Origin of the sequence: Virgibacillus profundi, from assembly GCF_002287375.1 — a bacterium.
GTDB lineage: Bacteria > Bacillota > Bacilli > Bacillales > Amphibacillaceae > Virgibacillus_K > Virgibacillus_K profundi.
The window spans coordinates 1-16,291 of sequence record NZ_NPOA01000026.1; the positions used below are offsets into that span (position 1 = coordinate 1).

Annotated in this window: 17 protein-coding genes, 1 pseudogene and 1 other annotated feature; all 18 genes and pseudogenes read right to left on the minus strand. The window is 36.9% G+C overall.

Annotation, left to right across the window (positions count from 1 at the left end; all coding sequences use genetic code 11):
- Positions 1-355: 355 nt before the first annotated feature.
- The 18 genes and pseudogenes from pheA to CIL05_RS21145 all read right to left on the minus strand — a co-directional run bounded on the left by pheA (position 356) and on the right by CIL05_RS21145 (position 16,066).
- Positions 356-1,204: a prephenate dehydratase gene (gene pheA / locus CIL05_RS21060; RefSeq protein ID WP_095657519.1), complete on the minus strand. Its 849-nt coding sequence runs from the start codon at positions 1,202-1,204 to the stop codon at positions 356-358.
- Between the two features lie 47 nt (positions 1,205-1,251).
- Positions 1,252-2,532, minus strand: coding sequence for a GTPase ObgE (gene obgE / locus CIL05_RS21065; protein WP_095657503.1), 1,281 nt, complete (start codon positions 2,530-2,532; stop codon positions 1,252-1,254).
- A gap of 41 nt (positions 2,533-2,573) precedes the next feature.
- Positions 2,574-3,053 (minus strand): Spo0B domain-containing protein, encoded by a 480-nt coding sequence (locus tag CIL05_RS21070; RefSeq protein WP_206207822.1) that lies wholly within the window; start codon positions 3,051-3,053, stop codon positions 2,574-2,576.
- Positions 3,054-3,175: 122 nt separating this feature from the next.
- The gene (gene rpmA, locus CIL05_RS21075) at positions 3,176-3,466 is read right to left on the minus strand and encodes a 50S ribosomal protein L27 (protein WP_095657505.1); all 291 of its coding nucleotides are present in this window, start codon (positions 3,464-3,466) and stop codon (positions 3,176-3,178) included.
- A 14-nt stretch (positions 3,467-3,480) separates the two neighbouring features.
- Positions 3,481-3,810 carry a ribosomal-processing cysteine protease Prp gene (locus CIL05_RS21080; protein ID WP_095657506.1) on the minus strand — a complete coding sequence of 110 codons (330 nt, stop codon included), beginning with the start codon at positions 3,808-3,810 and terminating at the stop codon, positions 3,481-3,483.
- Between the two features lie 12 nt (positions 3,811-3,822).
- Positions 3,823-4,131, minus strand: coding sequence for a 50S ribosomal protein L21 (gene rplU, locus CIL05_RS21085; RefSeq protein ID WP_095657507.1), 309 nt, complete (start codon positions 4,129-4,131; stop codon positions 3,823-3,825).
- A gap of 15 nt (positions 4,132-4,146) precedes the next feature.
- Positions 4,147-4,225 (minus strand) — a sequence feature (ribosomal protein L21 leader region).
- Positions 4,226-4,294: 69 nt separating this feature from the next.
- Entirely contained in the window at positions 4,295-5,158 is an 864-nt protein-coding gene (locus tag CIL05_RS21090) for a M50 family metallopeptidase (RefSeq protein ID WP_095657508.1), read from the minus strand.
- On the minus strand, positions 5,145-5,912 hold the full coding sequence (locus tag CIL05_RS21095; RefSeq protein WP_095657509.1) for a M23 family metallopeptidase: 768 nt from the start codon (positions 5,910-5,912) through the stop codon (positions 5,145-5,147). The genes CIL05_RS21090 and CIL05_RS21095 overlap by 14 nt, the downstream gene beginning before the upstream one ends.
- Positions 5,913-6,028: 116 nt before the next feature.
- Positions 6,029-6,826 (minus strand): septum site-determining protein MinD, encoded by a 798-nt coding sequence (gene minD / locus CIL05_RS21100; RefSeq protein WP_095657510.1) that lies wholly within the window; start codon positions 6,824-6,826, stop codon positions 6,029-6,031.
- Positions 6,819-7,505 (minus strand): septum site-determining protein MinC, encoded by a 687-nt coding sequence (gene minC, locus CIL05_RS21105; protein WP_095657511.1) that lies wholly within the window; start codon positions 7,503-7,505, stop codon positions 6,819-6,821. The genes minD and minC overlap by 8 nt, the downstream gene beginning before the upstream one ends.
- A gap of 34 nt (positions 7,506-7,539) precedes the next feature.
- Positions 7,540-8,079, minus strand: coding sequence for a rod shape-determining protein MreD (mreD, locus tag CIL05_RS21110; RefSeq protein WP_206207823.1), 540 nt, complete (start codon positions 8,077-8,079; stop codon positions 7,540-7,542).
- Positions 8,079-8,963: a rod shape-determining protein MreC gene (mreC, locus tag CIL05_RS21115; protein WP_095657513.1), complete on the minus strand. Its 885-nt coding sequence runs from the start codon at positions 8,961-8,963 to the stop codon at positions 8,079-8,081. Before mreC ends, mreD begins: the two co-directional genes overlap by 1 nt.
- Before the next feature lie 12 nt (positions 8,964-8,975).
- The gene (locus CIL05_RS21120) at positions 8,976-10,016 is read right to left on the minus strand and encodes a rod shape-determining protein (RefSeq protein WP_095657514.1); all 1,041 of its coding nucleotides are present in this window, start codon (positions 10,014-10,016) and stop codon (positions 8,976-8,978) included.
- A gap of 244 nt (positions 10,017-10,260) precedes the next feature.
- Positions 10,261-10,407 (minus strand): annotated as a pseudogene (locus CIL05_RS21125) (JAB domain-containing protein); the annotation flags it as partial.
- 74 nt (positions 10,408-10,481) lie between these two features.
- The gene (locus CIL05_RS21130; RefSeq protein WP_095657515.1) at positions 10,482-12,365 is read right to left on the minus strand and encodes a reverse transcriptase/maturase family protein; all 1,884 of its coding nucleotides are present in this window, start codon (positions 12,363-12,365) and stop codon (positions 10,482-10,484) included.
- 550 nt (positions 12,366-12,915) lie between these two features.
- A complete protein-coding gene (gene radC / locus CIL05_RS21135; protein WP_095657516.1) occupies positions 12,916-13,485 on the minus strand; it encodes a RadC family protein in 570 nt (189 codons plus the stop codon).
- Positions 13,486-13,677: 192 nt separating this feature from the next.
- Positions 13,678-14,586 carry an SPOR domain-containing protein gene (locus tag CIL05_RS21140; protein ID WP_095657517.1) on the minus strand — a complete coding sequence of 303 codons (909 nt, stop codon included), beginning with the start codon at positions 14,584-14,586 and terminating at the stop codon, positions 13,678-13,680.
- A gap of 199 nt (positions 14,587-14,785) precedes the next feature.
- The gene (locus CIL05_RS21145) at positions 14,786-16,066 is read right to left on the minus strand and encodes a bifunctional folylpolyglutamate synthase/dihydrofolate synthase (RefSeq protein ID WP_095657518.1); all 1,281 of its coding nucleotides are present in this window, start codon (positions 16,064-16,066) and stop codon (positions 14,786-14,788) included.
- Between the last annotated feature and the right edge of the window lie 225 nt (positions 16,067-16,291).

The following is a 16,291-nucleotide window of genomic DNA, read 5'->3' on the forward strand; positions in this document are numbered from 1 at the left end:
GAATTTTGACGCGAAAATTTTATTTGGTAGGGAGGGGCCCCTCCCTACCAAATAAAATTCAATATAAAAGCCAAATAAATAGTTGAAAACTTGTATTAGGAAATTACACAGAATTAAGGACTTGACTGTTCTATGGGACCATTACTCCTGATTCTGCTTCGTTTGGGCGTATAGAGGCATTCTATGTGACCGCTCGCAACTGTTTTGACTTTGTTCGGGCTCATAGAAGCGTTCTATTAGACAGTTTGCATCAGATATCTTCAAGCCCTAAGGTCCACACAGTGCATTTCTGAACTTGTATCTTATGTCGTCTTTTATATCGGATTATATAGCAACCACCTTTTCGAAAAAGAGTCTATATATTCATATGATAAACCGGATATGTACCTAGAATCGTTACATTACAGCCTAACGCTTCTAGTTCTCCTTTTACACCTGGAAATAGCACATCATCATAGGGCTGATTCACATCAATGATGAAAAAATAATTCCCCAATCCTGTCTTCATCGGTCTTGACTCGATTTTTGAAAGGTTCATTTTACGCCATGCAAATGCTGAAAGTACTTGATGCAGAGCACCAGCCTGATCACTTGGCAAAGTGATTAATACAGTTGTTTTATCTAATTCACTCGAATGCTTGATATGTACTAATTCTCTTTTTTTGGACAGCACAAGAAATCTTGTATGATTATTAGAATAATCATGGATATTCTCTTTAAGAATTTGTAAGCCATATTCACTTGCCGCAAGTCTGTTGCCTATCGCAGCAATAGGTGCAGAGCTTTCTCCTACAATTTCAGCAGCCTTTCCTGTTGATGTAGTGAAACGAATACCTGCATCTGTTAAGTTTTGATGAATATATTGATGGCATTGTGCGATTGCATGACTATGTGAGTGCACCTCCTCAATATCCGACAGTTCACCATTAAAATCAGGACGTACAAGAAGATGCTGTTGAATTGGGACAACTATTTCTGCTGCAACCGGTAACCTCACCTGATGGATTAGATAATCAACTGTTAGCTGAACAGTTCCCTCAATCGCATTTTCCAGTGGAACAACACCAATATCTATTTTATTTTGCTCTACAGCATCTATACACTCTGGAATGGTATCAAAGCTCTGCTTATTTTCCCCATTAAATGCAGTATCTACAGCTAATTTTGTAAATGTACCTTTAGGCCCGAGATAGCCAATTGAAATTGTCAAAAAAATTCTCCCCCTTGTTATTTAGCAGGAATGTCTTTTCCTTACTCTATAAATTCAAATTCATAATCCAGTAATCGAATCGTGTCCCCATCTTTTGCCCCACGTTTTCTTAGTGCTTCATCAACACCCATTCCTCGAAGCTGGCGTGAAAATCGTTGTACTGCTTCATCTCTGTTGAAATCAGTCATTTTAAATAGTTTTTCAATTTTAATGCCCGATAGAACAAATGCGCCATCAGAGTCACGTGTAATTTCAAATGGATCATCCTCTTTTTGATACCGATAAACAACTTTTTCTTCTACTTCTTCCAGCTCTTCAGTATTCTTCGGAATAGCATCAAGTGCATCTGCAATGGCAAATAGAATATCCCTTAACCCATCTTTGGTAAGTGCTGATATATTATATACAGGAAAATCATCTTCCAATTGCTCTTTAAATTTTTCGAGGTTTTCTTCTGCACCAGGCATGTCCATTTTATTTGCTGCAATTATTTGTGGTCGCTCCATAAGCTTGCTGTCATATTCTCTTAATTCCTGATTAATTTTTAAATAATCATCGTACGGATCTCTTCCCTCTGTACTTGCCATATCTATGACATGAACAATTAATCTTGTCCGCTCCACATGTCTAAGAAATTGATGCCCGAGTCCTATTCCTTCATGTGCTCCTTCAATCAAACCAGGTAAATCAGCCATTACAAAACTGCGTTGATCACTTGTATCTACAACACCAAGATTGGGTGCCAATGTTGTAAAGTGGTAGTCAGCAATCTTTGGTTTAGCCGCACTGACTACAGATAGCAATGTTGATTTACCAACACTCGGGAATCCCACTAGCCCGACATCTGCAATTAATTTCAGCTCAACCTTTATATTCCGCTCCTGTCCTGGCTCACCATTTTCAGCCATGTCCGGAGCAGGGTTCCTTGGTGTAGCAAAGCGTGTATTACCACGTCCTCCTCTGCCACCTTTGACTATAACAGCCTGTTGGCCATGTGTTGTTAAATCAGCAATAACTTCTTCTGTTTCTTCATCTATTACAGTAGTACCAGGGGGGACTGGAACAACTAATGGGGCTGAATTTTTCCCGTGCTGTGTTTTACTCATGCCGTTTTCCCCACGTTTTCCCTTAAAATGGCGATTGTAACGAAAATCCATTAATGTGTTAAGACCTTCATCCACTTCAAAAATAATATTGCCGCCATTTCCGCCGTCTCCTCCTGCAGGTCCGCCTTTTGGAACATATTTCTCTCTACGGTATGCGACAAGACCATTACCACCATCTCCAGCCTTCACATATACACTAACCTGATCTACAAACATAACTGCTCACCTCATCATTTGCATAGAATAGAATCTATTTTCTACCCTATTAACATAATTTCAATATTTTCATCCATGTTTCCGCTATTTATATTTTCTTTTTCATGGTCAAGACAAATTCTCACATTTATTTTCGATGGATTCTCCGTCAGGCTTAACTTCAATTTCAAATTATATAATTCCTGATCATTACTCGTATTTATAAAATCCTCCATAATATGATTGCATTGTTCGACTAATTTCTCATCAATTTTCTGTAAATCCTTATTTTCTGTATGAATGGTATAAGATAAACGAAAATTTTCATATCTACTATTAAATTGTATTACCCAAAGTATAAACGATGGAGCTTTTAAACTCATCAATTTTCGCTCTTCGTTAAAGTATTCCATCCATTCCTTCACTTTAGCTTCTGCTTTATCTGCTTTACCCATACTCAAATATCCTTGAACAATTTGCAGATCATTCATTAAATCATGTCGATAATGCTGCAGTGCCTGTACAACATCTTTCTCCACCATAATTCCCCCCATTAATATGAAAAGTATAGCAGATAATTTTAAAAACGCATACTACTAAATGATTGGAATGCAAAAAACTCCAACCAATAAATTGGCTGGAGTTTTATTGTTTATTAATTAAATTATGCTTCCTGGGCAACTGGATAGACACTTACTTTTTTGCGATCTCGACCATAGCGTTCGAATTTAACAACACCATCAATCTTGGAAAAAAGTGTATCGTCTCCACCACGACCTACGTTTTCACCTGGATAGATCTTAGTTCCACGTTGACGATATAGAATAGATCCTCCAGTAACAAACTGGCCATCTGCACTTTTTGCACCAAGGCGTTTAGATTCGGAATCACGTCCGTTTCTTGTACTACCTGCACCTTTTTTCTGAGCGAAAAATTGTAAATCTAGACGTAGCATATTGCTGCACCTCCCTATTTACTTTGTATAGTAATAAATTGATTATATTCGTTTTCAATTGATTTTAATGAAATAAGCATACCTTCAAACAGGAGCTGTACCTTATCCATCATCTCTCTATTAATTGAGTCCGGTAGGCTGACATGAAGATAACCACCTTCATCCCCCTGCTTAATTTTTAAATTTGCTTCACATAATTCCATAACTGCATTGACTGTTCCAATAGATACAGCTGATACTCCTGCACATACCAGATCATAGCCATAAGGTCCACTCTCGGCATGTCCGGATAATTCAAATGCCTTGATTTGATTATTCGCTCTAAATACAGTTACATGAATCATATCATTAGATCCTTACAGATTAATTTTGTCAATTACCAATTTTGTATAAGGCTGACGATGACCTTGTGTACGATGATAGTTTTTTCTGCGTTTGTATTTATAAACAACAACTTTTTTCTGACGTCCCTGTTTTTCAACTTTAGCAGTTACAGTTGCACCTTCAACATATGGTGCACCAACTTTAACATCATCTCCACCTACGAAAAGAACCTTATCAAAAGTAACAGAATCGCTAGCTTCTGCTGTAACTTTTTCTACGTAGATTTCCTGACCTTCAACAACTTTAACTTGTTTACCGCCTGTTTCTATAATTGCGTACATATCTTGCACCTCCTTAGATTAACCCAGACTCGCCATGGCAGGTACTCTATCCTAAGAGTTTAATTGGACCTGATCTGTGCGGTTGTAGCACGGGTGCTACGATGAATAACGTATTGATGTTATCATGTTTACGAAGGATTTGTCAAGCATCGCAGAGATTCTTTTAATTTATATAATTAAAAACTTCGCCAACTGTTTTATCATAATGTTTATCATGAAAATAACTTCTGAGACAATCCGCCTCATCGATAGATTTACGTTGATTATCAGGAAATGTAATATAGATGGAATGTTTCTTTTCACGCATAAAAGTATTAAATACATCCATTAACGTGTTTTCCGCCAGTACGTTAACGGGATGGACATCTTTAATGGGCGCATTACCTTCATACCTTTTTAATAAAAAACGAATGAACACATAGTAACGCTGCTTCCAATCTGATCTATTTTCCATAAATAAAAATAGCATAATAAAAAAGGCACTCAATGTGAATGGGAAAAGAAATAACTGTACCAGCAGCAATAATAAGCATGTAATCATTGAAAATATAATAACCGAATGATAGGCCTTTTTATATGGAAAATAGCCGGATAAGCATAGAAAAAGAAGTTTACCGCCATCCAATGGCCAGATAGGCAATAAATTAAAAATAAGAATGGCAGTATTATAATAAAATATCAATTCCACTACAGACAAAGGAAAGATCTCAACATGGGTTGAAAAGTATAAAATGATATAAATAATCATATGTTGAAATGGCCCGGCAATTGTAACCAATGCTTCCTCCCGTAATGGTCGATTTCCGTGTTCATCTGTATCCATCACGCCACCAAACACCCAAAGCATAATACTTTTTATCCGCCAGTCAAAAAACTTTGCCATTATAAAATGACCCAGCTCATGGAATAGAACAATTGCTATAATAATTGAAAGTTCCATAAACGTACCTGTAATTAGTGAAATCCCAATAAATATCATCAGTACCGGATGAATGTGAATTTTAGGCAAATATTTATGGAAGGTCATCGACTTGTATCACCTGAACCGGATCAAAATAATCATTATCCTTCTCAATTGAAAAATATACTGTTTCATTTTCTGCAGTAGGAGTAAATTTTCCTATTCGCTGATTGCCTGAAACAAATTGATATAGATGAACATCGACATCACTAAGGTAACCATAGGTAGATATACTACCATCTGCATGCTGCACTTCTACCGTTTTATTTGTCTCACTATCATTGCCGGCGAAAATAATGACACCGTCACGTAATGCTGAAACATCTGCAGTTTCCTCTGGTGCAATCAGAATGCCTTTACCATTGGCCTGAAAAGTTTCGGTTACATTGCCGTTTACAGGCAGCAGCATTGCTTCTCCATCAGCTATTGTCTCGTTTTGCTGAGGTGTAAAGGCTAGTGGACTGCCAAATGTTTCCTGATACCAGAGGTTTACCTTGGCAAATGGAAATTCTTCTGTGAGTACATTGCCTGTCCACTCTTTTGGTTTTTGAAGAAACTCTGCTTCTGCTTCAGTCAACAAGGCTGCCCCCAGGAAGAGTGAAGCTGCTAAAATACCCTTTAGCATAAACCCAGGCACTATATTACTTTTATCTCTGCCCTGCATCGAACTGTCCGTAAAAATCGGAAAATACCCGTGCTTCTCTTCCTCTTCGGGAAATGCTGGAAAAATTTGCTTTTTAGATCCATCTTTAGCGTTCAGACCACGCATCTTTTTACGTTGAACAATTGATTTACGAACCTTTTTTACTCCTTTATTCATTATCCTCACATTCCTTCACATACTTTTGTACAAGTGTATGAAAAGAATATACAGGTTATGAATAAGAAAAAAGATGTAATGAATAAATATCGCCTTCATCACATCTTTCTTAAGCCTTAAGCCCGCATTCCCAAAAACTGCTTCATTTTTTGAATCATGCCTTTTTTATCTTCTAATGATTGCAGAGGTACGTTTTCTCCCAAAATCCGTCTTGCAATGTTTCTATAAGCGATCGAAGCTTTTGAGTTTGGACGAAAAGCAACTGGTTCTCCGGTATTAGAGGCTTTAATCACTTCATCATCATCTATAACTATTCCAACAAGGTCGATGGAAAGAATTTGTACAATGTCGTCAATTTCAATCATATCGCCATTTTTCATCATATGGTTACGAATTCGATTGATTACGAGTTTTGGAGACTCCATATCTTCTTTTTCCAGTAATCCAATAATTCGATCAGCATCACGTACACTGGATTTTTCAGGTGTTGTCACAACGATCGCCTTATCAGCTCCGGCTACAGCATTTTGGAAGCCTTGTTCAATACCGGCAGGACAATCAATGATAATGTAATCATATTCCTGTTTAAGTTCTGAAATGATTTTTTTCATACCTTCTGTAGTTACAGCTGATTTGTCACTGGTTTGTGCTGCAGGTAATAAGGATAAATGATCAAAACGTTTGTCTTTAATGAGCGCTTGTTTTAATTTACAGCGTTCCTGAATAACATCCACAATATCATAAATAATCCTATTTTCCAGTCCCATTATAACATCAAGGTTTCTTAAGCCAATATCAGTATCTATTAAACATACTTTTTTCTCCATTAGCGCTAGAGCTGTACCTATATTGGCAGAAGTAGTTGTTTTACCAACCCCACCTTTACCGGATGTAATGACTATTGCTTCACCCATTTTGCATTCTCCTTTCGAATCCGCTTATTTCTTTCCTTTTATGTGAAAGAACCTGTAGTCGATCAATTATTATTTTATCCTGTACCTCATCTATAAGACCACATTCCATATACACACCATCAGATTCATAATCTGGAGCACGGCTAATATAATCTGCAATTCGGAGTTGACTGGGCTTCATGAAAGATGCTGCTATGAATGTACTCAGGTCACCATCAGAACCTGCATGGGCGATACCATATAAGCTTCCCATTATATATATATTTCCCGTAGAAACCACTTTTCCTCCAGGATTAACATCACCTATTAATAAGAGATCGCCCTTTACTTCCAATACTTGACCAGACCTGACAATTCGATTGACAGCCTTGATTTCACTATCTTCTTTCCATGCAAGAGCTTCTTCTCTATGAATGACATTTGATTCAAAAGAATGGATGGTAAATCTATTTATTTCACTGATAATTTCTCTAAGTTGATCCTTTTGCGCTTCATATAAAAAACGGTTACCTAATTTAACTTTTACAGATACAATCGGCTCATCATTTTTCGGACGACTGGCAATTATTTTTTCATTCAAATCTTCCATCGCATCGTCAAATGAACAGGAATCATCTATAAATAGCGAAAGTCCTTCTCTAGTACCTTTGATTGTAATTAATTGTTTCTTGTCAAGCACGATATGTTCACCTCATAACTAGTACCAAGCATAATTATATAGTATTTCTTCCGGCTAGTTGTTCTTTGCTCCATCGAATAAGACGTTTTACCATAACCGGATATAATACCAGAAGAAATACAAGATTTGAAATAACTGTAGGAAGGAGTCGATACGTAAAATAATCTTTCCATAACATGTCGCTAATACCCACTACTATAAATATACCATTTATAGAAATATCTGCTAAAGCCAATCCCATAAGGCCTAATAATACCGTTACATAAAAGTTTCCATGAAGTACCTTTTTTACTCCATGAATAATGTAAGTTATTAATCCATAAGAGAACATGTAGACACCTAGTATTCCTGTATACACTATGTCAATCAGGAGTCCAAAAGCGAGCGCATAAACTACTGAAAAATATGTATTCTCTTCATCATAAAAAATAGCTAGATATACGAGAAATATGAACACCCAGTGTGGCACGATCAGATAATCACTCATGATTAAACTGGCTGGAAGCAGTTCTAATGCTACTCCTTCCAATATAAGGAACAGAAAGAGAAAGAGGGGTAAATACAAACGTTTCATTATTCACCCTCCTCTTCATCTTCACTTTCAATCTCTGCCTCTTCCGTTAAGGTTCTGTCTACAACAATAACATTATTTACTTCATACATATTCGCTGCAGGCTCTATTAGGGCTGTGCGTGTTAACCCATATTGGTCAGGTGTAACCTCTTTTACCTTGCCAATCATTAAACCGGCAGGAAACACACCACCCATTCCGGAAGAAACGACTAATTCTCCTTTTTCCAAATCCTTATCTGACTCTTCAATGATTTTGAATAGCAAGGAATTACTTTCCTTATCAAAACCTTCAATCATACCATTGATATCTTTTCCATCTTCACGAGAAATTGTTGCAGATATACGGTTGAATTGATCAAATCCTGTAATTAATTGTACCGTTGATGTGAATTGTGATGGGCTTTGGATTTTCCCCACCATACCTTCAGCTGTTATAACGGCCATATTGGGTTTTACACCGTCTTGTTCCCCTTTATTTATTGTAACCTGTTCCATCCAAATTTCAGGTGAACGAGATATAACGGTTGCCTGGATGGGTTCAAAATCTCTTATTGAATCCGTTAACTCCAATGTGTTGCGCAGTTCCTCATTTTCTTCTCTTAACTCCTGAGATTCATAAATCAGGCTTCTATTTTCTGACAATTCTTCTTTTAATAGCTGATTCTCTTTATACGTATCCCTGAAATCATCAATGTTCGTAAAGATATCTGTTATAAAATTAACTGGTGCATGTATAACACCTTGCGCCCATCCAACAGTATCATTAACAAATTGTTCTGCAGTGGTTAATTTCCCTCTATCCGTCAGGGAAAATCCTATTAATGCTACAAGGATAATGAATCCAATTAAAATTATAAATAAACGTTTCTTTCTAAAAAATGGCATCAAAACACCTACTTACTCAACAGTTGGACGAGAGGATACATTTGAATTTGAACGGAAATGCCGAATGTACTCTATTGATTTACCTGTTCCAATTGCAACACTTTCCAGTGGGTTTTCTGTAATAAAAACAGGTATTTTCGTCTCATCACTAATAACTTGGTCAATATTTTTTAAAAGAGAGCCTCCTCCTGATAGCACGATACCACGATCCATAATATCTGCAGCCAATTCAGGTGGGGTTTTTTCCAATGTATTTTTAACTGCCTCAACAATTGCTTCGACCGTGTCATTTAATGAAGCAGCAATTTCTTTGGAAGTTATCGTTATGGTTTTTGGCAAACCGGTTAATAAATCCCGACCACGTATATCCATTTCCTCATCTCCTGCAGCTTCACCGGCAGTGCCAATATCTAATTTTATTGATTCTGCAGATCGCTCTCCAATCATTAAACTATATTGCTTGCGTATATAATTAATAATAGCTTCATCTAAATTATCCCCAGCTTTTCTGATCGACCGGCTTGTAACAATACCACCGAGTGAAATAACTGCTACTTCCGTTGTACCTCCACCAATATCAACAATCATGCTACCTGTTGGTTCCCAAACAGGTAACCCTGCCCCTATAGCTGCAGCAAATGGCTCTGCAATCGGAAAAGCATCTTTTGCTCCAGCTTGCTTTGTCGCATCGATAACTGCACGCTCTTCCACCATTGTAATTCCTGACGGGACACAGACCATAACATCCGGTTTTTTTGCAAAAAAGGATCTATTTCTCATCGCTTTTTTAATATAATATTTCATCATCACGGCAGTTGTATCATAATCAGCAATTACGCCATCTTTCATTGGACGGATTACGGTAATATTACCTGGCGTTCTCCCAATCATATTTCTAGCGGAACTACCAACAGCTTCCACTTCTCCAGTTTCGTTGTTTTTGGCTACAACAGAGGGCTCACGTACAACAATGCCTTTACCTTTAACAAATACAAGTGTATTTGCAGTACCTAAATCTATTCCTAAATCTTGTGAAAAACTAAATTTACCCAAAAATATCTCCCTCTCCAACTCACAATTCATTTGTATATGTAGCTTTAGCTTTACTATCTCTTTTAATATTATGTGCTAAACTGAACGCAATCATCGAAGCAAGCCATAAAATTCCAAATAAGTAAAATTAAACCTTAGAACTAACAATCTTAATAAGCGCCACTTTCAATAAAAATCGAAAAATGGCGCTGATTTATTAATCGGTCTATATAATTATACGAAAAAAAAGCTAAAATAGATAGTGTTATAAGTATCCTTTTTCTTTTAATGATACAAATTTTCTATCGCCGATGATCAAATGATCCAAAAGTTCTATTCCGATCATTTTACCTGATTCAACTAAACGTCTTGTCACATGAATGTCTTCCTGAGATGGAGAGGGATCGTAGGATAGGAACCATGTGCCTACTTGATGTTTCCATCAAGGGTTTCACAGTTCCCTCCCCAGAACCGTACGTACACCTTTCAGCGTATACGGCTCGCCAGTTGACTAATCGGAATTTGCTTCTCATGGTGGTCATGATGGCACTTATAACATAGGACAAGTGTTGTTCTATTACGTTGAATCATAACCTTGTCCAGATATGTTAAGTTACGTTTATTCTTTATGTCCTTTAATTTACGGACGTGATGGACTTCCATCTGACCTTCTGTTATACCGCACGCTTCACAACGATTTGCTAATAAGCGTTGTTCAAATTCTGTTCTACCTGAATATTTCATTGTATTCACCGATATGTCTATATCAGGTGGGTCTACTTTGATTGCACCTTTAATTTTTGGAAGGTCTTTTAATTTTACAAACTGGTGGTGTTTGTCGTTACCATACTTATCTTTCCTCATTAAGCATAGTACACCCTGTTTGTGAGTTCTCATGCTTGTAGCAACCTTCATAGAGGTACTTCTTCGTTTATTAGCAATTGTTTTGATAAAACTACTTTCTGCTAAATAGAATAGCCTGTCTAGATGATGATAGTTGTTAGCAATTTTGTAGTAGTTTGCGATTCCCCGAAGCTCTGCGTTAAAGGTATACAGTATTTCTAGCTCCGAATTGTTAATAAGTTTTGTCCTGTGGGTTATTTTAAATGTGTCCAAATTTCCATATCCGTTTTTTATTGAAAATGCTTTTATTTTCTTTTCGGGAATTTCCAACTTTATTGCACCTGAAAGCGTCCGTTTTTTCAGTGGATGTTTTTGGTTTTTATATGTGACTCTTTTGACTTTAACCTCATTCCAACTTCGGAATTCATATCCGAGAAATAGTATTGAATTCTCTAGGTGTGTAATAAGTGTCTTTTCCTCACTTAGCTCAAGTTCCAATTCATGTTCAAGAAAATTCCGTGCCAACTCTTTTATTTTCATTGCACGTTCCTTGTTCCCTGCAATGCCAATGACGAAATCGTCAGCATAACGAACGTACTTCATTCTTTGATAGTTATCATCCATTGGATCAACTGACGGGACAGTCAAACTTTGCTTTTTGAAGTTTTGTATTTGGTCGATTAGCACTGACCGTTTCTCCCAAAGTTTGTGTCCGTATTTTTCGTCTAGCCTATTGATTTTTCTTTTAGTTGTCTCAATTTTTGATTTGAAAGCTTTTGTTTCTTTGCTTCTAGCTCTTGTTTTGCCTTTATCGAATTCTTCCATTTGTTTTTCCATAAATAAGTCAAACTCATGAAGATAGATATTGGCTAACAAAGGTGAGATGATACCTCCCTGTGGCGTACCGCTGTATGTTTTATGGTATGTCCAATTTTCCATGACACCACTTGTAAGAGCGTTATGAATAAGAAGCAGGAAACGATTGTCATGAATTTTCTTTGATATTAAATTGGTTAATACAGAATGGTCAATATGGTCGAAGAAGCCTTTAATGTCTCCTTCAATACACCATGTTAGACCTTTCCATGTGTTTTTGATTTGGGATAGAGCCGTATGACAGCTTCTTCCTTCTATAAACCCATGGGAATTGTCTGAGAATACTGGTTCATATACATTATCTAGTATCATTCTCATAACTTCCTGTACCATCTTATCTTTAAAGTTAGGAACTCCTAGAGGTCTCTTTTTCCCATTAGATTTCGGGATATAAACTCTTCTTACAGGCGCAAAGCGGAATGTTCCAGCTTTTAATTGTTCAATGATATCATCAATTTTCTGTAAACCGAAGCCATCTATTGTTTCATTAGATGTACCTTTTGTTAGATTCCCTGCATTCGGATATAGTTTTGCATACGCTTTAATCCACAGTTCTTTGTTATACATAAGACGGTAACAATCCGTAACGGTGTTCCCTTTTTGAGAAGCATTCCTTATAACGTCCAACTGCCGAAATGGATTTATCGCCATGTTCATGACTCCTTTCTAGTTAACGTTAACATCAACCTGTTTTTCTTCCCCCTGCTAAACTCATTACGAGCAAACGTTGGGTACTATAAAAACTCCGTTATCCTATGCGCTTTTCAGAGACCTGTGTCTAATAGCCATAAGGCACTCGCACTTAGATAATCCCTGCATTATGACATAAATTTAGATATGTGATGGTTAGGTATCCCTTTCGACGGTTTCTTCTAGTGGAAGATTGAAGGATAAATCTTACTATGGACAGGAAAGCGGCGATGTCCCACAGACGCTCTGAAGATACGTCCCCCATTTTATCCTCAATACCTGTTAGCTATCGTAGGTAAAGGCGCACCCATCGCTCATTCGTCTAGGATTCAGGCAGTATAGCTTTTACCATACATCACTTGGTCTGAAGAACTGACTCGACTTGGATAGCTTTGTCGTCTTTTCTCCTTTTCACATCATGCTATGTTTCCTCTATGAGTTTCCTCTCAAGGTAAGATGCTGACCATAGAACATTGTAAGAAGTTCTAGATTTCAAATGAAATCGCTAAATTTACGCACCTTGCAGGCGCACTCCACTGGGGTGATTATGTGCAACAATTATCGATGCTGCTGACCGTTTCACTGCTTCGCGGAAAACCTCTCTGGGGTGCACGATAGATGCATTTAAACTGCCGATAAAGATTGTCTGTCGATGGATGATCTGATTTTTGGTGTTTAGAAAAAGAACAACAAAATGTTCCTGATTCAAACTCCGCATTTCTTCCATCACGTAATCTGCCCCATCCTCCGGTGAGCGGATAACATAGCGATCCATTGGTTTATATTGATTCATTCTTTTTCCAAGCTCAATCGCAGAAAGGATTAACACTCCCTTTGCTGCTCCAATTCCTTTTATTGCTGTCAACTCTTCTATCGTTGCATCGTTTAATAGTTTCAATCCCTCAAAATGCATTAAAACACGATTCGACAGAGCCATCACGGACTCTTCCCTTGTACCACTTCCAAGTAAAATTGCCATTAATTCCTGATTTGATAAATGTCTGGAACCATGTTTTATCATACGCTCCCTGGGACGGTCTTCCTTTGGCACATCCTTTATCATGATTGTTGATGTTGTCATTGATTAACCTCCTTTCAATATATACGTTTATAATAAAACGTTATATCTGTGGAGACAAATCAGCGAAATTAAATTATGAAGCACACTTACAGCCCTATTTTTGAAAATTCCACTAGGGGAAAATTAAATTATCTCTTGGCCTTAACAAGGTAAAACAGAAAATTAACTATTTGGTACTATTTCTTAAAATACTTAGTTATTTGTTACTTTATCGTATTGCAACCATAATTTGAGAAGAATATGTTGTGCTTTTCTATTTTCTGCTGTACTCATTTCATCGATTACTTCTTCTATTGTTTCTGATAGACCGGATAACTTTTTAGTTCCTTCCGGATAATTATTAATTAATTCTTTCCAGGAAGCTACTGAAAATACTTCATTACTGGTTAGTGAAGCTAATGTTTCCTCCCATTGCTCAACAAAAGTTTTAAGCCATGCATGCTCTTCTTTGGTAAGCTCTACTTCTATCTCACCTGTATTCCACTCTTTAACAAAAATATCAAAACCATCTGCACTTAATTCAGCTGCAGACTGTTTTGCATGATCATTTGTGTTGCCCAACCCAGCTAATAGAAAATATTGATTATCCATTTCCCAAATAATTGATGGTAAGCCTGCTTCATCATATTTAGCAGCCCATTCATCTGCATTAGCTTGTTCTGAAAAGACCCCACTCTGCAAAACAAATGCTTGAATTGGTTCAAGCATATATAACGAAGTTGACGTTGCTGTTGATGATTCTTCTTCATCTTTATCGGTATCATCAGCCAGTACAGGTGTATTATTACTTCCGTTTGCACTTAGATCGCCATCAATGATTACAAACATTCTTAGCATTACAAAACCCAAAATTGACCCAATAGCAATAGCTGCAATTGTTGTCACAATAACCGGTTTAAAATGCTTTAATTTACCTTCTTTTTTACCGAATTTCTTTTTGCTATTACTGCCTTCATATTGTCTGGCTAAGGTTGGAATAGAATCATCACCTGGGTTTTGAAGTGTCGCAGCATGCTCCTCCCTACTTTTCTTAAAAGCTTTTAAGCGATCTTTTGTATTATTTTTTTTATTCGATACTCCATTCTTCTTTTGCTTACCCATCTTATCCCCTCACTCTATTAGTTTTGTTTCACTCTAGCATAGGGGATATAAAAAGTAAGATGAATACTGTCAGACTATTAAAAAACAATTCTACAAAAAACCATTATTTACACTGATAGAAAAGTATAACTTTTTTAGGAAATCAGTATAAGTGAAACTAAGGCTTTCGCCATTAAGGCTTGGCGATAAGCCAAGTTTTCTAATGTGAATTTAAATACTTTCTAACTTGTACGATAAAATGCAGGGAGCCAGTAATAAAATAATTGCTGTCTTTTTGTTTCATATTTTCCACTGTTGCTTTCCAATCCTTGCAAATCTTTGTATTAACATCCTGTGTTAATTCATATAATTTTTCGGCACTCGCGGCACGTGGATGATCAAAAGTTGTAACTGTAATCGATGTAAAATATCCGCTAAGTACTTCAAGCATCGTTTCCAGATCTTTATCTTTAAATGCAGCAAATATAAGGTGGTTTGGCTTGTCTTTAAAATTTGCAGCCACTGTTTGTAATAATGATTCAATTCCTGCAGGATTATGCGCACTATCCAAAATAACTGAAGGATTTTGTTTCACCATTTCAAGCCTTCCGGGAATTATAGTGTTTTCGAAAGCTTCTTTTGTTTTTTGTAAATTGATTGCATAACCAATTTCAGCCAGCTTTAAAACTGCCATGTAAGCAATCGAAGCATTCTTCACCTGATGCTCTCCAAGCATTTGGATGGAAAGACTATGGCTATCCTTTTTTCTATTCCATGAGAAATGTTGTATTCCGGAATCTTTACTATAATCGATAAGTTTATATGTAAAGTCCTGTCCCATTTGATAACTATTTGTCTTATTATTATGTATTTCTTTTACAATAACTGCCAGTGCCTCCAGGTCCATTTCACCTATAATAACTGGTGAAGCCTGTTTTATAATCCCGGCTTTATGGTATGCTATTTCTTCTAAAGTACTGCCTAAAAAATTCGTATGATCTTTAGAGATATTTGTTATAATGGACATAATGGGATGGAAGCAGTTCGTTGTATCTTCACGCCCACCCATACCAGTTTCAATTATGGCAACATCAACATGCTTTGAAAAATATAAAAATGCCAGTGCAGTAATAATTTCAAATTCGGTTGGAGACATGTTTTCCCGATCCAGTTGCTTAATCGCAGGATACATTTCATTACATAAAGCTAGAAATAAATCATCCGGTATTATGGTATCATTTATACTTATATGTCCAGTCAGTCCGGAAAAACTGGGGGATGTAAACACACCTGCATGATAGCCATTACTCTTCAGTGCATTCTTTATAAATTGCACTGTCGATCCTTTTCCATTGGTTCCTGCGACATGAATCGCATGGATTTTATCCTGTGGATTATTCAGCAGATCCAGTAATCTTTTAATTCTATCTAAGCCAGGCTTAATTCCCAAGGATTTTCTACTTTCAAAAAACATCTCTGCCTGTTTAAAGTTTTCAAACATTTATGTACACCACTTTCTTTACATCAATTAATAAGGCTGCTTTCTAAAAAATTGAACTGCGGTCACTCGTCCCACCGAAGTGATTTATTGTTTGACACAAAAGATATAGACTGCGAAGTAACTTTTAATGATAATATGTGCTAAATCTACCGCTACGGAAACACATTTCGCTTTCCGCGGGCGGCTGGTGAGCCTCCTCGTGCTACTCGTCTTTAGGGGTCTCAC